Below are 20,465 nucleotides of genomic sequence, written 5' to 3'. Positions count from 1 at the left end.
TCAGGAGAGCACAGGGGCAGGCAGTTCGCAGAAGCTGTGGCATACCCGGTCGCGGACGATGATGTCGGTGGTCTCGGGATCGAACCAGCGGTCGACCACCGCCCAGTGGATCGGATGCATGAGGTAGGGGCCCATCAGTCCGTCGACGTCGCTGAATTCCTGTTCGAAGACGTGGGTCCATTCGCTGGTGCCGATGGCCTGCTCGACCCGGCTGAGCTGCCACGCGGTGATGGTGGGGACGTATCGGGGCATCATCGACAGTTCACTCTCGAATGCTGCGACAGTCTCGGCCTCCACCTCGGGCGGTACACGCAGCAGCAGTGCGCGGTACACGGTGCCACTGCTGCTGCCGCGACGCAGCGGAGCTCCCCGGTAGGTCACTCCATTCACGCGCGAGATCGCCGGATCGGCCAGTGCGTCGTCGAAACCGCTTCTTTCCCAAGCATCGTCGTTCTCGAACCGCAGATGGACCAGGATGTCGCCACCATTGCGCGATCCCGGTAACGTCGGCTCCACGAGCGTCCGTAACGCACCGCTGCGTTCGGCTGCGTCGCGCAGGGCGCCCAGGATGCGGTTACGGTCGGACGCCTCGGCATCGACCAGGCGGGTGACCCCGAATGTGGCTGCACAAGTCGATGGGTCGATCGGGGCGGGTGTGGCAGGGGCATCGACGGCCTCGGCCGCAGATGCGACGTTGCGGGTGCGCTCCACCACCAGATCGGTGATGCTGTCCCACCACCGCGCAACGGTCGGGTCGGGCCGGCCCTGCCAGGTCATCTGCCACCAGGCTTGTGGACTCGGCAGCGTCCAGGTGATGGTGACGACGTTGGACCGGTCGTCGAACCAGATGGGCGGGCTGACCAGGACATCGCGCAGGCTCATGCCACGATCACGGGCACCCGGGGCATATCCGGTCAGGTAGGCGTCGATGAACTTCTGGGCACAGCCCGGCCTGGTGACTACCCGATCGATGACGAAAACCTCGGCCATGAACCGAGATTACGATCGCCCGCATTGATGGAGGCACAGCGTTCCCGGCCATCGGGAAACCACCGTTGACGATCGCCGGTGGTGGCGCGATGGTGTGGCGATGACCGATCCGTTCAGCCCGGCCCAGCTCGGGCCAGTGACGCTGCGCAACCGAGTGATCAAGGCCGCCACGTCGGAAGGCCGCTCACCCAATGGGCTGGTCACCGACGACCTCATCGATTTCCATCGCAGCTTCGCCGAGGGCGGCGTCGGGATGACCACCGTCGCCTACTGCTGCGTGTCGCCGCAGGGTGCGAGCGCACCCGGTCAGATTGTCATGGACAGCAAGGCGGTACCGGGACTGCGTCAGCTCACCGACGCGGTACACGGTGCGGGGGCAGCCATCTCGGCACAGCTGGGCCATGCCGGGGTGGTGGCGCAGAAGAAGCTGACCGGCGTCACCGCCGTGGCGCCGAGTAGATTCATCAACCCGACCTCCTTCGCCTATTGCCGCGAGATCACTCGCGCAGAAATCGCTCAGGTGATCGAACAGTTCGGCGACGCCGCGCAGGTGGCTGTCGACGCCGGATTCGACGCCGTTGAGCTGCATTTCGGGCATCTCTACCTGCCCAGCTCGTTCCTGAGTCCGCTGATCAACCGCCGCAAGGACGAGTACGGCGGCGATATCGACAACCGGTCGCGGTTCGTGCGGGAGATCGCAACGCGAGTGCGCGAGGTGGTAGGTGATCGGGTCGCGGTAGTCGCCAAACTGGACATGGACGACGGGCTCCCGGGCAGTATCTGGATCGACGAGGCGTTGCGGACCGCCCAACTCCTCGACACCGATGCCACCCTTGATGCCATCGAACTGACCCAGGGTTCATCGGTGTACAAACCCATGTACCTGTTCCGCGGCGACGTCCCGGTCAAGGAATTCGCGAAGGTGATGCCGCCGGCCTTGCAGCCGGCCGTCCGGCTCGTGGGCAAGCAGACGATGGGCGTCTACCCATATCGAGACCTCTACATGCTGGAGGCGGCCCGGCAGTTCGTGCCGATCATGCGCAACACGAAACTGATTCTGCTGGGCGGCATCAACGATCGTGAGCACCTCGAGACGGGGATGCGGGAGGGGTTCGATTTCTTCGCAATGGGCAGGGCATTGCTGCGGGAGCCGGACCGGGTCAACACGATGATCGCCGATCCGGCCTCACGCAGCCGCTGCACGCACAACAACAAGTGCATGGTGACGGTGTTCAGTCGCACCCACTGCGTGCTCGACCCCGAGCAGCGCTACGGTGCGGTGCTAAGGGCCGAGCAGATCACTTAGCGCCCGGCCGGCCTCTCGCCGGGCCCGGTGGGCGATGTCGAGCATCGGCATCGTCATGAAACCGTGGATGCCCCCGTCGAAGGGACGCCGGGTCACTGGCACCCCGGCTGCCTCCAACGCGTCGGCATAGGCGATGCCCTCGTCTCGCAGCGGATCATGACCGGCAAGAACCACGACAGCCGGTGGTAATCCACTGAGATCGCCGTGTAGTGGTGCGGCATAAGGGTTTTGCCGGTCGCTGACTTTCGGGACGTACTGATCCCAATACCACTGCAATGCCGTGCGCGGGTTGTAGAACCCCTCGCCGAACATGCGGTAGGAGTCGGTGTCGAAGTCCGAGGCGATCACGGGATACAACAGGAGCTGCCCGGCCAGGGCCGGCCCACCGCGGTCACGGGCCATCAGGGTGGTGACCGCGGCGAGATTGCCGCCTGCGCTGTCGCCGCCCACCGCCACCCGTGCCGGGTCGGCTCCGAAATCGGCGGCGTGGTCGATCGCCCACCTGGTGGCGGCGTAGAAATCTTCGGCTGCAGTGGGCCAGCGGTGCTCCGGAGCCAATCGGTAACCGACCGAAACCACTACGGCAGGAAGCAGATTCGCCAGGCTGCGGCACAGCCCGTCATGGCTGTCGAGGTCGCAGAACACGAATCCGCCACCATGGGCGAACACCAGCATGGGCAGTGGCCCAGCGGAGTCGGGTCGATAGACCCGGACATCGACGGTTCCGTTGTCGACCGGCACCCGTTCGTCGACGACGGCGGCCACCTGTTCGGGTTGAGGGTTGGCGACGAACCGGCTGCGGATCGCGGCACGGGCTTGTGCGCCGGTCATGGTATGTACCGGCGGGAAGCCCGAATCCAGGGCTTCGATCAGACCCGCGACCTGAGGATCGAGGGTCATGCCGGCAGCAGGGTGGCAGCGGCCCGCGGGACGACCGGGCTACCGACGCGCAACGGCCGGAGGGTTTGCAAGGTGGGCACCACCCGCCCCGGGCCATCTTCGGCATTGCGCCAGATACCCATTGCCGTCATGCGCACCGGAGCAGCCAGCCGCTGATCGAAGGTGATCCGATTCATGGGGCCGCACACCGAAACCGCGGCTACCGCTGCTCCTGCGGGCCCGATCGGCGCGGCCACACAGCCAAACCCGACCAACGATTCTTCGCGTTCGAATGCGACGCCGTGTGCACGGACCTTGGCCAGTTCGGCGGCGAGCTGCCGTTCGTTGGAGATCGAGAATCGAGTCCGGCCCGAGGCCAAGTCGACCTCGGCCGCTGGATTGTCGGCCAGGATCGCCTTGCCGACCGCCGTACAGTGCGCGGGCTGCCGTCCTCCGATCCGAGTCGGGATGGCCGCCACCATCTGTCCGCCGATCTTCTCGAGGTACACCACGTCGGCACCGTCCAGGACCGCCAGGTGGACCACCAGTCCGGTGGCCCTGTGCAGATCGCGCAACAACGGAATCGCGGCACGGTGGATGCGGTCCTGATGCAGCGCCAGCGAACCCAACTCGACCAGACGCATGCCCAACTCGTAATCGCGCCCGTCGCGGCGCAGCCACCGCAGGTGCACGAGACGCTCCAGGATCCGGTGGGCAGAGGAGCGGGGCAGTCCGGTGCGGCGCACGATCTCGGCCAAGGTCAGACGGCCCGGTCCGTCGAACACATCGAGGACCAGGGAAACCCGGTCGATGACGGCACTGGGCGTCTCGCCCGCCTTCTCGACAGCCATTGTCATGAGGACCTCCCATATCGAGCCACATGCCTGGACGTCATATGACTATTAGTCATATGACTGTTTGTAGCATATCGATGTGGGTGCTGTCACATGAACGACTGAATGCGAGCGGGGTCATGCCAAAACCCCCGCCGCGATGCGGCGGGGGTAAGGCGATATCAAGTTGCAGGATCGGCAATGACCAGCGGCTATGCCTGTGCTGCGGCCCGTCCTGCGCGCCGACCGTAGAAACTCCCGTCACCCAGTGACACACCGCTGGCATATCCCCAGGCGGCCAGGCCCGCAGTGCAGCGCCCGGCGGCGAACAGTCCCGGGATCGGCTCGCCGCTGACGTGCAGCACCTCGGCATCGAGCGTGGTGTGCAGGCCGCCGAGGGTGAAGCCACCGGTGGATTCGCGGAGGTCGATGGCGCCCACCGGGGACTTGATCGGCTTGAGCCACTGCGGCTTCTTGTGCAGCAGCGGGTCCACGCCGCGCGACGCGCCCTCGTTGTAGGCATCGACGGTGGCTTGCAGCGAGTTCGGTGGCAGGCCGATCTCGGCCTCCAGGTCGGCGATGGTGTCGGCCACCCAGGTCGGCGGCCGCATCATCAGCTGGGGAGAGAGCGAGGCCATCGCCTCCTCCTGGGCGTCGCCGTCGATGATCAGATATGCCGTGTTGTTCTGCTGATACAGCGTCAGTTGGCCCGCGCGGCCGGGATAGGTGTCCTCGGCGACATAACGCTGACCACGTTCGTTCACCAGAATCCCGCGCACCAACTGCTGGGGATCGATGAACAGGGCGACCTCGGTGGCGTCCATGTGCGCCAGATCGGCACCGAGCGCCTGCGCCATCCGGATGGCCTGCCCGTCGTGCTGCTCGATCGAGGCGGCCGGGCGCCCCGCGATGCGCGGGGCGTACCGGGCGATCATGTCCTCGTTGTAGGCAAAGCTTCCGGTGGCCAGCACGACGCCCCGCCGCGCTCGGATATCCAGCACGGTGCCGTAGCGCCGGGTCCGGATGCCGACGACACGGCCGTCGGACTCCACGATCAGGGCCTGCACGCGCACGTCGTACAGCGACCGTGCCCCGGCCGCGGTCGCAGTGTCGACGAGGCCCTGCATAAGCATGAAACCCGCGCTGGACTCGCCCTGCTTCTTGTTCTGCATCTGCGGCACATGCCCGCGCGGAGCCGGGACAGCAATGGTGTTGAACGGGTATGAGTTCTCGCCACCGCTGTACATGAGCCCCTGGTCGCCCATCGGCTCCCAGCCGGGCTCTCCGAAGAACTCGGCCTTGAACGGCACACCGCAGCCCACGAGCCAGTCGAAGTGCGCGACGCTTCCCTCGCAGTAATCGGCGATCCGAGCGGCGTCCGCGCCGGGACCCATGGCCGCGTTGAGGAAGGCCGCCATGTTGTCGACGGAATCCTCGAAGCCGCATGCTTTCTGGATATCGGTGCCACCGCCGAGGTAGATGAACCCGCCCGCCATCGAGGCGGCGCCGCCCCACGATCCGGTGCGTTCGAGTACCAGTACGTCGGCGCCGGCGCGGGCCGCCTCCACCGCTGCGGCGGCGCCGGCCACGCCGTAACCGGCGACCACCACGTCAGCCTCATCGGCCCACTCGGTGATCGCGCCGGCCGGGATCGGCTGGATGTCTTCGGTGAGTGTCACGGTTGCATGGCCTTCGGTAGATCGGTGACCCACTGGTGGCCCCAGTAGCTGTCGGCGGTGATTTCCTCAGCGGTGTAATAGGTTTCATCGACACGCATACCTTCGGTGCCGAACTCGATGTCCCAGTCGCCGGGGGCCCGTACGTAAAACGACACCATCTTGTCGTTGGTGTGGCGGCCCAGTGTCGACGACAGCTGGAAGCCTTCGGCATTTACCCGGTCGAGGGCTTGGCCCACCGCATCAAGGGTGTCGACCTCGACCATGAGATGAATGAGGCCGGGGTCGCGGAGTGTCTGTGCGGGGCAGATTGCCAGGCTGTGATGCCGCTCGTTGACACCCATGAACCGCACCCGAACGGGGCCGAACTCCGGCGGTACCGGCACACGGAACGCTCCGCGGGACTTGAAACCCATTATCTCGGTGTAGAACTCGAACAGACCGGGAACGTCGAGTGCGGGAAGGACGACGTGACCCAGGCCCTGATCGCCGGTGACGAACTTCGCGCCGAACGGCGTGATCACCGGTGAGTGGTCGAGGACGGGGCCGTGGAACACCTCGAGCGACGTGCCGGCGGGATCCTCGAACGCGATGGCCTCCTCGACGCGCCGGGCGTCCGTCTCTTCGAGCGAGAGCTGCTTGAACGGCATGCCTGCGGCATCGAGCGCTGCCTTCACCCGCTCCAGATCGGCGTGGTCGCGCACCTCCCATCCGACGGTCAGGATCTTGTCGACGTCGCTGGGCACGACGATGATGCGGGCCGCGCGCTCATCCATCCGCAGGTACAACGCAGACTCGTCGGGCCCGGCACCGGTGGCGAAGCCGAGCACGTTGAAGGCGAAGTGCCGCCAGCGCTCGATATCAGAGGCGGCGACGGTGACGTAGCCAAGGCTCTTGATCAATCCCATATGAGCTGTCCTCTCAGATCATCGCCCGCAGCGGGCCCTGCGGGTCCACGCCCAGCGAGCTGAGGGCCGAAGCGTGATAGACCGTGCTCGGAACGTGAATCGCGTGGGCCTGGCCGACATGAACATCACGCCAATACCGTTGCAGCGGTTTGTCCATCCGGGCGGCGTTGCCGCCGCAGCGCGCGAAGATCTCGTCGACCGCTGACACCGCGCGCCAGACCGCCCGAACCTGGGTGCGCCGGCCTGCGGCCCGGTCTTCGAAGGAAACCTCTCTACCCGAGTCGACGATGTCGTAGATGCGGTCGGCATTGGCCAACAGTTCCTGGCGCGCAGCGTTGATGTCCGCCGCGGCTTCACCGATCGCGTACATGACGTAGGGGTCATCCTTGATCGCCACACCACTGGAGTTGACCCGCTCACGCTGGTAATCAAGCGCGGCCGCCAGCGCGCCCTCGGCGATGCCGATGGTGGCCGAGCTGATGCCAAGCGGGAACATCGTCGACCACGGCATCAGGTACAGGGTTTCGGTCATCCCGGCCTCGCGTTGAGCCGTGCCGTCCATGACCTTCATCGCGTCCATCGTCCGGTAGGTCGGAACGAACGCGTCCTTGACGATGACATCCTTGGAGCCGGTTCCGCGCAGCCCCACGACGTTCCACGAGTCCTCAACGATCTCGTAGTCTTTGCGCGGCAGGATCATGTGCAGCATCTGCGGCGGCATCAGTGGCGTGCCTTCGGCGTCGCCGATCATCGCGCCCAGGAAGATCCAGTCACAGTGATCGGTGCCCGAGCTGAACTGCCAGCGACCGTTGAAGATGTAACCACCGTCGACGGGCTTGGCCACCCCCTGAGGTGCGTAGGGGGAGGCGACCCAGGTGTCGACGTCCTCGGCCCAGATCTCGGCGGCGACCTTGGGGTCGGCGTACGCGAGTTGGTACGGGTGCACGCCGACGACGCCGTTGATCCAGCCGGCCGAGGGATCCAGCGCCGCGGTGGCCATCACGGTCTCGGCGAACTCTCGCGGGTGGACCTCCAAGCCACCATGAGACTTCGGCTGCAGCAGGCGGATGTTGCCCGCCGACTTCATCATCTTGACGGTCTCGTCGGTGAGCTTGCCGATCTTCTCGGCTTCGGCGCCCTGGTGGCGCAATTGGTCGGCGAGGTCGCGCACCCGGTCGATTACGCGCTCAGTCATGGTTCGGTCCTATCGTCGAGGGCTGTACTGATGGTGTACCGCTTTGATCCGGGTAGCGGGGGCCAATCCCGGTCAGTGGAAACGTGGGGACGGACGGCTCAGAATTCGATGTGGACGTCGTCCGAGGCCGGCCGCGCCTGGCAGCCGAGAATCACGCCGTCGGCGATGTCCTCGGGCTCAAGAATGTCGCAGGCGGCCATGTCCACGTCACCGCGTACCACCGTGGCCGCGCACGATCCGCACTGTCCCTCCTTGCAGGAGTACGGAACGTCGACACCCGAGCGGATCAGCACGTCGACCAACGTCGCCTGGCGCGGCCACTTCAGCCGGTGACTGGTGCCGTCCAGATCGACCTGAAGGACGGCGGCGTCATCTTCGTCGGAATCTGTTGCCAGTGCCGTGGTGTCATCGGCGAACGGGTCACCCGACAGCGACTGGAACACCTCGAGGTGAATCCGGTCCCGCTCGACACCGGCCTCGAGGAGAGTCTCCTTGATGACCGCCATGAACGGTGCCGGGCCGCAGACGAATGCCTCGAAGCCCGTGGACCCGGCGAAAACGGTTTGGGCGAATCCGCTCAGCTGCGCGCGGGTCGGCAAGCCCTGAATCGATTCCAGCCAGTGCAGCACTGTCAGCCGGCCCGCGTACTGGGCGGCAAGTTCGCGAAGTTCGCCGGCGAAGATCACCGAGCGTTCGTCGCGGTTGGCGTAGCACAAGACCACCCGCCCGGTCCCCGCCGCCAACACCGATTTGAGTATCGACATCACCGGAGTGATACCGCTGCCCGCTGCCCACAACAGAAAGTCGGTGTCGAGGCTTGCCGGGGTGAACAACCCCGAAGGCGGCAGTACTTCGAGGGTGTCGCCGACATCGACGTTGTCGCACAACCAATTCGAACCGTAGCCGTCGACGGTGCGCTTGACGGTCACCTTGGGGGCGGGATCGGTGTGCGGTGAGCTGGCGAGTGAGTAGCACCGGGCCACCGATCCGGTCAGCTCACTTGGCACCCGCAGCGTCAGGAATTGTCCGGGCCGATAGGAAAATCGCTCCTGCTGGTCCTGCGGCACAGTGAAAACCAGAGAACGAGCGTCGGGGCTCTCATCGATGACATCGGCCACCGTGACAACGACGCTCCGTCTGGTCTGGAGGCTCGGGTCGGTCATGGGCCGAGATTCTCGCCGACACAGCCGATGGGGCAATCCGCCGATTCCGGTGGTCGGGACGTCAGGTCTCGCGGTCCGGTGACCGGGAACTGTGGCGGCCGCGCGCGTGATCGGCGCCTACCGTTCGCCCTGTGAGCAGTGGATCGATGAGCGTCGTAGATGTTGTTGTGGTGGGCGCCGGTTTCGGTGGCCTGTATGCGTTGCACAAGTTTCGGTCGCAGGGGTTGTCGGTGCGAGTCTTCGAGGCTGCGCCCGAGGTGGGAGGCACCTGGTACTTCAACCGCTACCCCGGGGCGCGTTGTGACGTCGAGAGTGTCGACTACTGCTACTCGTTCTCCGACGAACTCCAACAGGAATGGACCTGGACCGAGAAGTACGCCACCCAGTCCGAAATCCTGAAGTACATCAACTGGGTTGCCGACAAGCTCGATCTGCGCCGCGACATCACGTTCGAGACCAGGGTGAGTTCGGCGGTGCTCGACGAGCAGACGCTGCGCTGGACCGTCACCACCGATACCGGTGAAACCGTCGACGCGCGGTTCGTGGTCATGGCCACCGGCCCGTTGTCGGCGGCGATGACTCCCGACTTCCCGGGCCTGCACAGCTTCGCCGGCGACGTCTACCACACCGCGCACTGGCCGCATGAGGACGTGGACTTCACCGGCAAGCGCGTCGCCGTCATCGGCACCGGGTCCTCGGGGATCCAGTCCATCCCGATCATCGCCGAACAGGCCCAGCAGCTCTATGTCTTTCAACGGACCCCGAATTACAGCGTGCCGGCCGGTAACCGGCCTCTCACGGAGGAGGAGGTTGCCGACACCAAGGCCAACTATGCCGAGCGACGCCGGATGTCCTGGCGCAGTGGCGGTGGCTCACCACATGTCGCGCACCCCAAACTCACCATGGAAGCCACGCCCGAAGAGCGTCACGATGCCTTCGAAAAGCGTTGGGAACTGGGCGGAGTGCTGTTCTCGAAGACGTTCACCGATCAGATGGTCTCGCTGGAAGCCAACGAGGAGGCCCGCAAGTTCTACGAGAACAAGATCCGTGCCGTCATCGACGACCCGGCCTTGGCCGAGGCGCTGATACCCAACGATCACCCGATCGGGACAAAGCGGATCTGTACCGACACCAACTACTTTCAGACGTTCAACCGTGCCGACGTCGAGTTGGTGAGTGTCCGTACGACGCCGATCGAATCGATCGACGAAACGGGAATCAACACCTCCGACGCGCACTATGACATCGACGCGTTGGTGCTGGCCACTGGATTCGACGCGATGACCGGCACGCTGGCCAAGATCGACATCGTGGGCCGGGGCGGCAGGAAGCTGGTGGATGACTGGTCGGATGGGCCCCGCACCTACCTGGGTCTGGGTACCGATGGTTTCCCCAACCTGTTCCTGGTGTCCGGTCCCGGGGCGCCGGCCGTGCTGGCGAACATGGTGTTGCACGCCGAGGCGCACGTGAACTGGATCGCCGACGCCATTGCCTATCTCGACCAGAACAGCTACGCGGCAATCGAACCCACGGCTGACGCTGTGGACAGCTGGATCGCTGAGTGTGCCCAGCGCGCCGAAGCGACGTTGTTCACCAAGGCCAACTCCTGGTACATGGGCGCCAATGTGCCGGGCAAGCCTCGGATGTTCATGCTGTTCATCGGCGGCTTCGGGACATACCTCGATATCTGCAACGAGGCAGCGGCAGCCGGCTACAAGGGTTTCGATCTGCTGAAGGCGCAGTAGTGCCGGAACTGGCGGAACGGGTCGTCCTGGTCACTGGTGCGGCGAGCGGCACCGGGCGCGTACATTGCGAACGTTTCGCCGATGCCGGGGCCGACGTCATCGCGCTCGACCGGACTGAGGCCACCGTCGACCTACGAGAGACAGCCGAGCGAGTGCGGCAGCGCGGCAGGCGTTGTGCCATCGGCGCGGCCGACGTCAGCCATCTCGCCGAGGCCACGTCCGCGGTCGACTCGGGTGTGGCGACATTGGGCCGCCTCGACATCATCGTCGCCAATGCAGGTATCCATACACCCAACCGGCCGGCGTGGCAGCTCAGTACCCAGGAATGGCAACGCAATCTGGATGTCAACCTGACCGGTGTCTGGCACACCGTCAAGGCCGGGGTTCCCCACATCGGTTCCGACGGCGGATCGGTGGTGATCATCAGCTCCACCAACGGTTTACGAGGTACCGCGGGCACTGCGCCCTACACCGCGAGTAAACACGCGGTGGTGGGCTTGGCCCGCACGCTCGCCAACGAACTCGGGCCGCAACGCATCCGGGTCAACACCGTGCATCCCGGGGCAGTCGCCACCCAGATGGTGCGCAACCCCGATACCTATAAGCGGTTGCGACCGGATCTGGACAACCCCACCGAAGCCGATGCAATCGAAGTGCTCACCGCCCGGAACCTGCTCCCGGTGCCATGGGTCGAACCAGTCGACGTGGCCAATGCCGCGGTATTCCTGGCTTCCGACCAAGCTCGATACATCACCGGTACCCAGCTCGTGGTCGACGCCGGACTGACCCAGAAGACGACATGACCAGCCGGCTGAGGAACAAGACCGCGGTGATCACCGGTGCTGCCCGGGGCATCGGTCGCGCCCAGGCAGTGCGCTTTGCGGAAGAAGGCGCGGACATCATCGCAATCGATGTGTGCGGGCCGATCGACTCGGTGATGGTGCCACACAGCACCCCGGACGACCTGGCCGAAACCGCACGTCTCGTCGAACGTGCCGGCAGGCGGGTGGTCACCGAGATCGTCGACGTCCGGGACGGCGACGAATTGCGGGCCGCCGTGGATCGTGGAGTGACGGGTTGCGACGGCCTCGACATCGTCTGTGCCACGGCGGGAATCACTTCGCGCGGCACCGCTGTCGAACTCTCCGAGGCGGCGTGGCGCACCATGCTCGACATCAACCTGACCGGGGTGTGGAACACCTGCGCTGCCACTGCGCCTCACCTGATCGAACGCGGCGCAGGCTCGATGGTGCTGACCAGCTCAATTGCGGGCCTCCGGGGACTGGTGGGCGTCGCGCACTACACCGCCGCAAAGCACGGCGTCGTCGGACTGATGCGTAGCCTTGCCCACGATTTGGCGCCCCACAATGTCCGGGTCAATTGCGTGCACCCGACAAACGTCGACACACCGCTGATCCAGGATGACGCCGTACGTAGCGGCTTTCGGCCTGACCTGGGCCGGCCGCCCACCCGTGACGAATTCGCCGCCGCCGCCACTCAGATGAACCTGCTGGCCGTGCCGTGGGTGCAGGCAGTCGACGTCGCGAACGCCACCTTGTTCCTGGCTTCGGACGAAGCCCGCTATATCACCGCGGTCAGCCTGCCGGTTGACGCTGGAAGTACCCAACGATAGGAGGAAGCATGATTGATCTCGCCAAGTACGGCCCCTGGGCCGTGATCGCCGGGGGGTCCGAGGGCGTGGGCGCCGAGTTCGCCCGCAAACTGGCTTCGGCCGGATTCAATCTGGTGCTCATCGCCCGCAAGCCCGGTCCGTTGACCGACACCGCCGACCAGTGCCGTGAGCTGGGTGTCGAGGTCCGGGCGATCTCGGTGGATCTGCTCGATCCGCAGTCGGTTTCACGGATCGCCGAGGACACGGCCGATCTCGAGGTGGGCCTGCTGATCTACAACGCCGGCGCGAGCACCTGCAACGAGTTGTTCCTCGATACCGACCTGGCCGAATTCCAGAAGGTTACCGATCTCAACGTGACCCGGATGCTTGAGATGGTGCAGCACTATGGACGCTCGATGGCCGACCGCGGCCGTGGTGGCATCATGATTGTCGGCTCGCTCTCGGGCTATATGGGTGCGTGGCGGCACTCCATCTATGCCGGCGCCAAGGCGTTCTCCAGGATGTTTGCCGAAAGTCTCTGGCTGGAACTGCGTGAGCGCAATGTCGATGTCCTCGAACTGGTGCTGGGTGTGACTCGTACTCCGGCGATGGAGCGGGTCGGATTGAATTTCGATGCTCCCGGCATTCTCGTCAACGAGCCGGCGGAAGTGGCTACCGAGGGACTGGCCCACCTGGCCGACGGACCGGTATGGGTGGCCGGCGGCAACGCGGACCGCGCCGAAGCCAATAGCGCGCCTGACCGAAGCCGCGTGGTTCTGGAAACGCATCGGGCGATCGCGGCGCTGATCGCGGGGGCGCACTGACCGTGCGGCTGGGTCTGTCGACACCGGTCGTCGTGCAGGTCCCTGGCGTGGCATCGCCCTGGGAGACCGAAGCCGGGATCGCTGATCTGGCTCGAATATCAGCGGCGGCAGATGATCTCGGCTTCGACTACCTGACCTGCTCAGAACACGTGGCGGTGCCGTCCCAGGAGGCGGCGACCCGAGGTGCGGTGTACTGGGATCCGCTGGCGACGCTGGGATTTCTGGCCGCGCACACTCGACGGATCCGGTTGGCCACCTCGGTGCTCGTGCTGGGGTACCACCACCCGCTGGAGATCGCCAAGCGCTACGGAACCCTGGACCGCGTCAGTGCGGGCCGTTTGGTCCTCGGCGTCGGAATCGGTTCCCTGAAGGCAGAATTCGAACTGATCAACGCGCCGTGGCAGCAGCGTTCAGCACGGGCTGACGACGCGCTGCGCGCACTGCGCGCCTCATTGTCCAGTGCCACGCCGAGCTACCACGGTCCGTTCTACGACTACAAAGACATGACGGTGCTGCCTTACTCACAGCAGGATCGAGTGCCGATCTGGGTCGGTGGACGCAGCGCAGAGTCGTTGCGCCGCGCGACCGAGCTGGCCGACGGTTGGATGCCGTTCGGGTTGACACCGGGTGCGGTACGGGATCTGCTCGACGGCGTCGATCTTCCCACCGGGTTCGATGTCTTGCTCGCGGCTACGGTGGATCCCGAGGCCGATCCCGATGCCACGCGAAAGCGGTTGGCGACACTACGTGATGCCGGCGCCACCGCGGTTACCTGCGCGGTGCGGGCCGACAGCGTGGACCACTACTGCGAACAACTGGCCCGACTACGTGACATCGAGGAACAGTATTCATGACCACCGAACAGCAGATACTCATCCGACTGCAGCGCCTCGAAGATGAACAGGCCATCGCGAAACTGATTGCCTCATACGGTCCTTCGGTGGATGCCGGTAACGCCGACAATGCTGCCGCACTGTGGGCGGTCGACGGAACCTATGACGTCGAGGACTGGCTGATGACCGGCCGGGGCGGAGTGCATCAGATGGTCAGCTCGGATGGCCATCAGGATCTGGTCGCCGAGGGTTGTTGCCATTTCCTCGGCCCCGCGGTGGCCACGGTTGACGGTGACCGCGCAGTCGCGGTGTGCGAATCGCTGGTTCTGCTACGCGAGGGCGAGAGTGGCTATCGAGTGTGGCGGGCGACGGCCAACCACTTCGCGCTGGAACGTCTCGAAGGGCAATGGCAGATCACGGCGCGCACCAGCAGATTGCTCAACGGGAACCCGTACGCCCACACTCTACTGAACCTTGGATTGGCGGGAGCGCCTGTCCCCGAGCAGATCTGAGAGGCGGCCATGTCCGCTACTGATTGCCCGCTGGTGTTCTTCTCGTTCGTCGCACTCGGTAGCGGGGGAGCCGAGGAACACCGGCGCTACAACGAATGGCATCAACTGGACCACCGGCCGGAAAACCTCGCGCTGCCCGGAGTCGCCTGGGGCGACCGGTGGAGCCGCCCCGCCGCGTGCCGTGAGGTTTCTAGGGCTGAGTCCGAGCAGGCCGATACCGACTATGTCGCGATGTACTGGTTTCGCTCTCCGGTGGAGCAGTCGGTGCGGGAGTGGAGCAACTCGGTGCGGACTCATTTCAGTGGGGTCGTGGACCGATGATCCCCGGCGTGCGCCGCACACTGCTCGCCTTCTTCCGGCCGGTCAAGGGCTACGCGGCGGCCTCTGCGCTGGTGTCGCCCGGTGTCATTCCGTACCGCCCCAACCGTGGTTTGCACCTGACGATGACCCGGTTCGCCGAACCGTATGGCGCTGATGCTCACTAGCATCACCGATGGGAGGACCGGGTGGCGATTCCGGCGCTGCTGGAACTGGACGGAGTGGCCGGGGCGTGGACCTTCGCGCTGGATCGCCACCAGGACAACGGGCTTGGTCTTCGCTCGGCGGAGGCCGCAGATCCGCCCGGCGGCTTGCGCATCCGTCTGCTCTACCTCGATGACGATCCTGTCCGCGTCACCGGGGCCATCTCCGAGTGCCTGGAGCGGAACCTTTCCGGGGCTCCTGCGGCGGGAGAACGCGTCATCGACACGCCACTGAACACGATCACTCCCTGGGAGGACTGGTGAAAATGGGTACCTATGCGGTGACGGGATCGGCGTCCGGGATGGGTCGCGCGGCGGCCGAGCGGTTGCGGGCCGACGGGCACCGCGTGATCGGTGTCGACCTGCGCGATGCCGAGGTGATCGCGGATCTCTCGACTGCACAGGGCCGTTCGGACGCCGCTGCTGCGGTGCTTGAATTGGCTGCAGGCCGGATCGACGGCGCGGTCATGGCGGCGGGTGTCGGTCCACTGCCGGACCGTGACTCCGTACCGCTGATCCTGTCGGTCAACTATTTAGGCGTGGTCGACCTGCTGCAGCAGTGGCGACCGGCGTTCGTCGCCGCGGGCAACGCAAAAGTTGTCGTCGTCGGGAGCAATTCGAGTACCACGATGCCGATGGTGCCGCTACGTGCGGTGCGGGCACTGCGACACGGCGATCTCGACCGCGCGGTCAAGACCTTGCGTCGGTACCGTTCGGTCGCACCGTCGTTGACCTACGGCGCCTCCAAGATTGCGGTATCACGGTGGGTACGGCGCAATGCGGTGCTGCCGGATTGGGCCGGCGCCGGAATCCGCCTCAATGCGATTGCCCCAGGAGCGATTCGAACGCCACTATTGGAGAAGCAGCTGGCCTCTCCTCGGGAAGCCAAGGCGGTGCAGTCCTTCCCCGTCCCGGTCGGAGGCTTCGGCAATCCCGATCACCTTGTAGAGTGGATGGTCTTCATGCTCTCCGATGCCGCTGAGTTCCTCTGCGGCAGCGTGATCTTCGTCGATGGGGGGTCGGATGCGTATTTCAGGCCGGCGGATTGGCCGCGGCGGGTACCCACATCCCGGCTGCCCCAGTATGCCCTGAGGTATCTGCGCCGCTAGGTCTTCGTCACCTACTTCCGACGGCCGCCACGGTGGTCTCACCGGTTCGATGCACCATGGCCGGAGTCACCGAGCGATGAGCTGCACGTGCCTGGCTCACGCCGTTGCGCGGCACGTCCGACAGGCTGTGGCAAATGGCCCACGCCGCGCTGTGAACAGCCGCGACGACGGGCTCGACGCGCGTTGATCTCGTGGGCCCGCACAGCGACAGCGCGAATCGATTGCCTCCCTCGCTGACGCCGATGGGTGCCGCCACGACGGTGACTCCTCGCTCACAACCATCAGCGTCGACGGCAACCCCGCCGCGGGCGCGTACGGCGGCCAGACTTCGATCCAACTCCGCCCGGTTGCGAATTCCGTACCGCGACGTCACCTCGTACCGCAATTCCGGCCAGGCTGACTCGTCCAACTGTGCCAGCAGCGCGCGACCGGCGGCACTCTGTTCCACGGGCTGCTTGGAGCCGACCTGCCAACTGGTGCCGGCGCTGGGCCACTTCCCGAAGCGTTCGATGTGCAGCACTTGGGTGTCGGCAAGGACGCTGAGATGTGCGGTCAGGCCGGTGCGCCGATGTAGGTCGGCCATCACCGGTAGAGCCGCCTCGGGGACCCGACGCTGCCGCATCGCCTGGCAGCCGAGTTCGAACATCTTCAGCCCCAGCGCGTATCCGGCACCCTGGCGTTCGATCCAACCCAGCTGGACCAGGCTTTGCAGGATGCGATGAGCCGATGAACGGGGCACGTTCGAATGCCGGGTGATCTCCGCCAGTGTGGGCGCTTGTCGTGCGCCGAAGACCTCCATGAGCGAAGCCACCCTATTGAGCATCGCTATGGGAGTTGCGTCGTCATCCGACGTTGGCACAAAACCCTCCAGACCTGTCATACTCTGCACACATGTCACAACGTGATAGGTGTGAGTCTAGGCACAGCGTGCCCGCGAAGTAAAGGAGACCGCATGCCAGTGCGACGACAATCAGCGAATGCCCAAAGGTAAGGGACCGACGCTCACCGAGCGTCGCGCTGAGGAATTGCGGCTCAATATCGCCAGGACCGCATGCGACATCTTCATCGCCGACGGCGACACCACGGCAACCGTGGAACGCATCTGCGCCGAAGTCGGCATCGCGACGCGTACGTTCTACCGCCACTTTCCTGTCAAAGAAGACGTACTGGGGCCGCTGTTCGGTCGAAGCGAGACGAACATGCGGCGTCTGTTGTCCTGTGCTGCAGCCGATTCTGACCCCGTAGAGGTCCTTGTCGACATGTTCACGGTCGAGGTCCGGCACCGCCGGTCGGCCGGGGCCCAGCATCGGCAGTCGGTGGACAAGGCGCGGAAACTGATGTCGCTCGTCGCCGAGACTCCGCAGTACCGACTGCGATGGATGGAATGGAGCGAGAACCTCGCCGACGCCATCACCGAGTTCCTGGCGGGGCACTTCGACTTGAGCGACGACGTGTTCACGCGCTCATTGCCGAGCAGGCTTATCGTCCACGTCAGCACCAACGCCTACATCTGGTGGACCGACGCCAAGGAACCGCATGAACTCGACGAGTTGATCGCGGCGCACCGGTCCGGCATCGCCATGGTGCTGGCCGGACTACAACGGTCGGACGGAAGTCGTTAGACCCGTGCCAGGAAGTTCGTGACCACAGATTCGAAAGCGGACTTGGCCTCGATCATGGCCCAGTGCCCGCAGTTGGGGAATACGTGAAGCTCGGCGTTGGGAATCGTGCGCATCGGAATCAACGCCATGTCAAGCGGACTCACGCGATCATCGCGCCCCCACGTCAACAGTGTCGGCGCAGACACCTTGTGCATCCGTGCCCATGGCATGGGCAGATCCGATGCGGCCATCGACGCCATCATCGTCGCGAACGCAGCCTTTCCGTACATCCGGCGCGCGGCGGCCAATGTCTCGGGGTCGGTTGCCAGCGTCCAGCGTTCCTCGATGAGTTCCTCGGTGACCAAGAACCTGTCGTAGACCATGGAATGCAGCCAGTCGATGAGGCGCTGCCGGGTCGGGTCCTCGGTGAATTCCTGGAGCAGGCGGATCCCTTCGCTGGGGCCGGGGGAGAAGATGGTGGTGCCGATCCCGCCGATCGTCACGAGACGGCCGACCCGTTCGGGCGAGCTGATCGCCGTGTTGATGCCGACACCCCCGCCCATGGAATTTCCGACGATGTCCACCCGCTCGACACCGAGGGCGTCGAGGAACGGCGTCACGGCCCCCTGGGCAGTGATCATGGGATGACCACCCCAATCATCGGAAACCCCGAAGCCGGGAAACTCCAGAACCAGACACCGGAAGCGTTCGGCGAACGTGGGTAACACCCCGCGGAAGTTCCGCCAGCCCGTGACCCCGGGGCCCGATCCGTGCAGGAACAGCACGGCAGGACCGTCGCCGACGTCGTAGTACCGCAAAGTCCCTGCACTGGTGCTGATCTCACGCAGCGCATCCGCCGTACCGGCATTGTTGAGGATCGCAACAGAATCTGACATGCGTCTTCCTTCTCATCGCTGGGCTGGTTGCGTCCAGCCTCACAGGCGCCCGCAGAGGACGTCAATGGGGTGTTCCGCTCACCGGTGACCGGCGATTGTCCGGGGCGGCGGGGCGGTATTCCCGGTGGGTGGGACACGCAATGGTGCGCTCGGTTGTGAACTGCGATGGTTCCCGGTCGAGACGTGTTCCAGGTCATACGACCGCCAGCGTGAATCACACACAGAACGGAGAATCCGATGCTGCAGCGACAACTCGCCGGCCCACTCGAGGGGGTGGGTGGGTTGTTCGCCATGTCGGTGGATGCCGCCAGGTTCTCGGTGCGCAGACCATTTCAGTGGCGTGAATTCCTTGACCAATCCTGGTTCGTGGCACGGGTATCCATGGCGCCGACGCTCCTGGTGGCCATCCCGTTCACCGTCCTGGTGTCGTTCACGTTGAACATCCTGCTTCGTGAACTGGGCGCGGCGGACCTTTCCGGGGCGGGGGCGGCATTCGGCGCCGTCACCCAGGTCGGGCCGATGGTGACCGTGCTGATCGTGGCCGGCGCCGGGGCCACCGCGATGTGTGCCGATCTGGGCTCGCGCACGGTCCGCGAAGAGATCGACGCCATGGAGGTCTTGGGTATCAACCCGATCCAGCGCCTGGTCACTCCGCGGATGCTGGCCTCAGGGCTGGTGGCGCTGCTGCTCAACAGCGTCGTCGTGATCATCGGAATCCTTGGCGGATACCTGTTCTCGGTGTTCGTGCAAGACGTCAACCCCGGCGCGTTCGCCGCAGGCATCACCCTGCTCACCGGCATTCCGGAGGTCGTCATCTCCTGTGTCAAGGCGGCGTTGTTCGGCCTGATCGCCGGACTGGTCGCCTGTTACCGCGGGCTGACAGTGTCCGGTGGAGGTGCCAAAGCGGTGGGCAACGCCGTCAACGAAACAGTCGTGTACGCCTTCATGGCATTGTTCGTGGTCAACGTGGTGGTCACCGCCATCGGCATCCAGATGACGACGCGATGACGGCGGTACTCCAGTCGGCCTATCCGCGGCTGTCCCGGGCGGTGCGACGGCCCGGCGAGATGCTGAGCGGCATCGGTGACCATGTCCTGTTCTATGGGCGGGCGCTGGCGGGTATGCCCCACGCCGCCGTGCACTACCGCAAGGAAGTCGTCCGGCTGATCGCCGAAATAAGCATGGGTGCAGGGACATTGGCGATGATCGGCGGAACCGTCGTCATCGTGGGGTTCCTGACCCTGGCCACCGGTGGGGTACTGGCCATCCAGGGCTACAGCTCGCTGGGCAACATCGGCATCGAGGCACTCACCGGATTCCTGGCCGCCTTCATCAACGTCCGCATCTCGGCGCCCATCGTGGCAGGCATCGGTTTGGCCGCCACCTTCGGAGCGGGCGTCACCGCGCAACTCGGGGCGATGCGGATCAACGAAGAGGTCGATGCGCTGGAATCGATGGCCATCCGGCCGGTCGAGTACCTGGTGTCCAGCCGGATCGTGGCCGGGATGATCGCCATCACACCGCTGTACTCGATCGCGGTGATCCTGTCCTTCTTGGCCTCCCAGTTCACCACCGTGGTGCTGCTCGGGCAGTCGGGCGGCCTGTACGGGCACTACTTCAGCACGTTCCTCAATCCGATCGACCTGCTCTGGTCATTCCTGCAGGCCCTGCTGATGGCGTTGGCGATTCTGCTGGTGCACACCTACTACGGGTTCTTCGCCACCGGCGGACCGGCCGGCGTGGGTGTGGCGGTCGGGAACGCGGTCCGGACCTCGCTGATCGTCGTCGTCTCGATCACGCTGCTGATCTCGCTGGCCGTCTACGGCTCCAACGGCAACTTCAACCTCTCCGGCTAGAGAAGG

General features: G+C 65.2%; 23 protein-coding genes. 14 read left to right on the top strand and 9 right to left on the bottom strand.

The features are described 5' to 3' along the window. A complete protein-coding gene (locus tag ACNQR1_RS32715; protein WP_418050592.1) occupies window positions 1-645 on the bottom strand; it encodes a Dabb family protein in 645 nt (214 codons plus the stop codon). Between the two features lie 445 nt (window positions 646-1,090). Between ACNQR1_RS32715 and ACNQR1_RS32710 the strand changes: the two genes are divergently transcribed. Further along, window positions 1,091-2,296, top strand: a complete 1,206-nt coding sequence (locus ACNQR1_RS32710) for an NADH:flavin oxidoreductase (protein ID WP_418049670.1) — start codon at window positions 1,091-1,093, stop codon at window positions 2,294-2,296. Here the strand turns inward: ACNQR1_RS32710 and ACNQR1_RS32705 are convergent. From ACNQR1_RS32705 to ACNQR1_RS32680, 6 genes are all read right to left on the bottom strand, one after another. Next, on the bottom strand, window positions 2,273-3,196 hold the full coding sequence (locus ACNQR1_RS32705) for an alpha/beta hydrolase (protein ID WP_418049669.1): 924 nt from the start codon (window positions 3,194-3,196) through the stop codon (window positions 2,273-2,275). The two genes, ACNQR1_RS32710 and ACNQR1_RS32705, sit on opposite strands and share 24 nt — an antisense overlap. Continuing rightward, entirely contained in the window at window positions 3,193-4,032 is an 840-nt protein-coding gene (locus ACNQR1_RS32700) for an IclR family transcriptional regulator (RefSeq protein WP_418049668.1), read from the bottom strand. The genes ACNQR1_RS32705 and ACNQR1_RS32700 overlap by 4 nt, the downstream gene beginning before the upstream one ends. Before the next feature lie 188 nt (window positions 4,033-4,220). After that, window positions 4,221-5,687, bottom strand: coding sequence for an FAD-dependent oxidoreductase (locus ACNQR1_RS32695; protein WP_418049667.1), 1,467 nt, complete (start codon window positions 5,685-5,687; stop codon window positions 4,221-4,223). Beyond that, window positions 5,684-6,592, bottom strand: a complete 909-nt coding sequence (bphC, locus tag ACNQR1_RS32690; protein ID WP_418049666.1) for a biphenyl-2,3-diol 1,2-dioxygenase — start codon at window positions 6,590-6,592, stop codon at window positions 5,684-5,686. Before bphC ends, ACNQR1_RS32695 begins: the two co-directional genes overlap by 4 nt. Window positions 6,593-6,605: 13 nt before the next feature. Further along, window positions 6,606-7,787: an acyl-CoA dehydrogenase family protein gene (locus tag ACNQR1_RS32685; RefSeq protein WP_418049665.1), complete on the bottom strand. Its 1,182-nt coding sequence runs from the start codon at window positions 7,785-7,787 to the stop codon at window positions 6,606-6,608. A gap of 98 nt (window positions 7,788-7,885) precedes the next feature. After that, entirely contained in the window at window positions 7,886-8,950 is a 1,065-nt protein-coding gene (locus ACNQR1_RS32680) for a 2Fe-2S iron-sulfur cluster-binding protein (protein WP_418049664.1), read from the bottom strand. Between the two features lie 146 nt (window positions 8,951-9,096). Between ACNQR1_RS32680 and ACNQR1_RS32675 the strand changes: the two genes are divergently transcribed. Genes ACNQR1_RS32675 through ACNQR1_RS32630 form a run of 10 tightly spaced genes read left to right on the top strand, consistent with a single transcriptional unit; the run spans window position 9,097 to window position 16,106 of the window. Further along, window positions 9,097-10,695, top strand: coding sequence for a flavin-containing monooxygenase (locus ACNQR1_RS32675; RefSeq protein ID WP_418050591.1), 1,599 nt, complete (start codon window positions 9,097-9,099; stop codon window positions 10,693-10,695). Further along, window positions 10,695-11,498 carry a mycofactocin-coupled SDR family oxidoreductase gene (locus ACNQR1_RS32670; protein ID WP_418049663.1) on the top strand — a complete coding sequence of 268 codons (804 nt, stop codon included), beginning with the start codon at window positions 10,695-10,697 and terminating at the stop codon, window positions 11,496-11,498. Before ACNQR1_RS32675 ends, ACNQR1_RS32670 begins: the two co-directional genes overlap by 1 nt. Next, the gene (locus ACNQR1_RS32665) at window positions 11,495-12,328 is read left to right on the top strand and encodes a mycofactocin-coupled SDR family oxidoreductase (protein ID WP_418049662.1); all 834 of its coding nucleotides are present in this window, start codon (window positions 11,495-11,497) and stop codon (window positions 12,326-12,328) included. The genes ACNQR1_RS32670 and ACNQR1_RS32665 overlap by 4 nt, the downstream gene beginning before the upstream one ends. Before the next feature lie 8 nt (window positions 12,329-12,336). Then, window positions 12,337-13,131 carry an SDR family NAD(P)-dependent oxidoreductase gene (locus ACNQR1_RS32660; protein ID WP_418049661.1) on the top strand — a complete coding sequence of 265 codons (795 nt, stop codon included), beginning with the start codon at window positions 12,337-12,339 and terminating at the stop codon, window positions 13,129-13,131. 2 nt (window positions 13,132-13,133) lie between these two features. Next, the gene (locus ACNQR1_RS32655) at window positions 13,134-13,985 is read left to right on the top strand and encodes an LLM class F420-dependent oxidoreductase (RefSeq protein ID WP_418049660.1); all 852 of its coding nucleotides are present in this window, start codon (window positions 13,134-13,136) and stop codon (window positions 13,983-13,985) included. After that, window positions 13,982-14,476, top strand: coding sequence for a nuclear transport factor 2 family protein (locus tag ACNQR1_RS32650; RefSeq protein WP_418049659.1), 495 nt, complete (start codon window positions 13,982-13,984; stop codon window positions 14,474-14,476). The genes ACNQR1_RS32655 and ACNQR1_RS32650 overlap by 4 nt, the downstream gene beginning before the upstream one ends. A gap of 9 nt (window positions 14,477-14,485) precedes the next feature. Then, complete coding sequence (locus tag ACNQR1_RS32645) at window positions 14,486-14,797, top strand: hypothetical protein (protein WP_418049658.1); 312 nt, start codon at window positions 14,486-14,488, stop codon at window positions 14,795-14,797. An 8-nt stretch (window positions 14,798-14,805) separates the two neighbouring features. Further along, window positions 14,806-14,961: a hypothetical protein gene (locus tag ACNQR1_RS32640; RefSeq protein ID WP_418049657.1), complete on the top strand. Its 156-nt coding sequence runs from the start codon at window positions 14,806-14,808 to the stop codon at window positions 14,959-14,961. 21 nt (window positions 14,962-14,982) lie between these two features. Continuing rightward, window positions 14,983-15,261 (top strand): hypothetical protein, encoded by a 279-nt coding sequence (locus tag ACNQR1_RS32635; protein ID WP_418049656.1) that lies wholly within the window; start codon window positions 14,983-14,985, stop codon window positions 15,259-15,261. A gap of 2 nt (window positions 15,262-15,263) precedes the next feature. Continuing rightward, the gene (locus tag ACNQR1_RS32630) at window positions 15,264-16,106 is read left to right on the top strand and encodes an SDR family oxidoreductase (protein ID WP_418049655.1); all 843 of its coding nucleotides are present in this window, start codon (window positions 15,264-15,266) and stop codon (window positions 16,104-16,106) included. Window positions 16,107-16,113: 7 nt separating this feature from the next. Here the strand turns inward: ACNQR1_RS32630 and ACNQR1_RS32625 are convergent, their stop codons facing one another. Beyond that, a complete protein-coding gene (locus tag ACNQR1_RS32625; protein WP_418049654.1) occupies window positions 16,114-16,917 on the bottom strand; it encodes an IclR family transcriptional regulator in 804 nt (267 codons plus the stop codon). Window positions 16,918-17,083: 166 nt separating this feature from the next. Between ACNQR1_RS32625 and ACNQR1_RS32620 the strand changes: the two genes are divergently transcribed. Continuing rightward, the gene (locus tag ACNQR1_RS32620) at window positions 17,084-17,728 is read left to right on the top strand and encodes a TetR/AcrR family transcriptional regulator (RefSeq protein WP_418049653.1); all 645 of its coding nucleotides are present in this window, start codon (window positions 17,084-17,086) and stop codon (window positions 17,726-17,728) included. Here the strand turns inward: ACNQR1_RS32620 and ACNQR1_RS32615 are convergent. Then, window positions 17,725-18,603 carry an alpha/beta fold hydrolase gene (locus tag ACNQR1_RS32615; RefSeq protein ID WP_418049652.1) on the bottom strand — a complete coding sequence of 293 codons (879 nt, stop codon included), beginning with the start codon at window positions 18,601-18,603 and terminating at the stop codon, window positions 17,725-17,727. The genes ACNQR1_RS32620 and ACNQR1_RS32615 overlap by 4 nt on opposite strands. A 237-nt stretch (window positions 18,604-18,840) precedes the next feature. On the opposite strand from ACNQR1_RS32615, the gene ACNQR1_RS32610 reads away from it, so the two are divergent. Then, on the top strand, window positions 18,841-19,611 hold the full coding sequence (locus ACNQR1_RS32610) for an MlaE family ABC transporter permease (protein ID WP_418049651.1): 771 nt from the start codon (window positions 18,841-18,843) through the stop codon (window positions 19,609-19,611). Next, complete coding sequence (locus ACNQR1_RS32605; RefSeq protein ID WP_418049650.1) at window positions 19,608-20,459, top strand: MlaE family ABC transporter permease; 852 nt, start codon at window positions 19,608-19,610, stop codon at window positions 20,457-20,459. Before ACNQR1_RS32610 ends, ACNQR1_RS32605 begins: the two co-directional genes overlap by 4 nt. Window positions 20,460-20,465 lie beyond the last annotated feature (6 nt).

Origin of the sequence: Mycobacterium sp. 48b (assembly GCF_048282725.1) — a bacterium.
Lineage (GTDB): Bacteria > Actinomycetota > Actinomycetes > Mycobacteriales > Mycobacteriaceae > Mycobacterium.
Note: the sequence above shows the minus strand (reverse complement) of the source record. Positions and strands in the feature narration are given on the sequence as shown.

What these genes read in the sequence shown, in the direction of transcription:
- ACNQR1_RS32685 (WP_418049665.1), bottom strand. Translation starts at nt 7,787, where the DNA reads ATGACTGAGCGCGTAATCGACCGGGTGCGCGACCTCGCCGACCAATTG.
- ACNQR1_RS32680 (WP_418049664.1), bottom strand. Translation starts at nt 8,950, where the DNA reads ATGACCGACCCGAGCCTCCAGACCAGACGGAGCGTCGTTGTCACGGTG.
- ACNQR1_RS32620 (WP_418049653.1), top strand. Translation starts at nt 17,084, where the DNA reads ATGCCCAAAGGTAAGGGACCGACGCTCACCGAGCGTCGCGCTGAGGAA.
- ACNQR1_RS32660 (WP_418049661.1), top strand. Translation starts at nt 12,337, where the DNA reads ATGATTGATCTCGCCAAGTACGGCCCCTGGGCCGTGATCGCCGGGGGG.
- ACNQR1_RS32675 (WP_418050591.1), top strand. Translation starts at nt 9,097, where the DNA reads ATGAGCGTCGTAGATGTTGTTGTGGTGGGCGCCGGTTTCGGTGGCCTG.
- ACNQR1_RS32615 (WP_418049652.1), bottom strand. Translation starts at nt 18,603, where the DNA reads ATGTCAGATTCTGTTGCGATCCTCAACAATGCCGGTACGGCGGATGCG.
- ACNQR1_RS32630 (WP_418049655.1), top strand. Translation starts at nt 15,264, where the DNA reads ATGGGTACCTATGCGGTGACGGGATCGGCGTCCGGGATGGGTCGCGCG.
- bphC (WP_418049666.1), bottom strand. Translation starts at nt 6,592, where the DNA reads ATGGGATTGATCAAGAGCCTTGGCTACGTCACCGTCGCCGCCTCTGAT.
- ACNQR1_RS32665 (WP_418049662.1), top strand. Translation starts at nt 11,495, where the DNA reads ATGACCAGCCGGCTGAGGAACAAGACCGCGGTGATCACCGGTGCTGCC.
- ACNQR1_RS32705 (WP_418049669.1), bottom strand. Translation starts at nt 3,196, where the DNA reads ATGACCCTCGATCCTCAGGTCGCGGGTCTGATCGAAGCCCTGGATTCG.
- ACNQR1_RS32650 (WP_418049659.1), top strand. Translation starts at nt 13,982, where the DNA reads ATGACCACCGAACAGCAGATACTCATCCGACTGCAGCGCCTCGAAGAT.
- ACNQR1_RS32610 (WP_418049651.1), top strand. Translation starts at nt 18,841, where the DNA reads ATGCTGCAGCGACAACTCGCCGGCCCACTCGAGGGGGTGGGTGGGTTG.
- ACNQR1_RS32710 (WP_418049670.1), top strand. Translation starts at nt 1,091, where the DNA reads ATGACCGATCCGTTCAGCCCGGCCCAGCTCGGGCCAGTGACGCTGCGC.
- ACNQR1_RS32605 (WP_418049650.1), top strand. Translation starts at nt 19,608, where the DNA reads ATGACGGCGGTACTCCAGTCGGCCTATCCGCGGCTGTCCCGGGCGGTG.
- ACNQR1_RS32645 (WP_418049658.1), top strand. Translation starts at nt 14,486, where the DNA reads ATGTCCGCTACTGATTGCCCGCTGGTGTTCTTCTCGTTCGTCGCACTC.
- ACNQR1_RS32700 (WP_418049668.1), bottom strand. Translation starts at nt 4,032, where the DNA reads ATGACAATGGCTGTCGAGAAGGCGGGCGAGACGCCCAGTGCCGTCATC.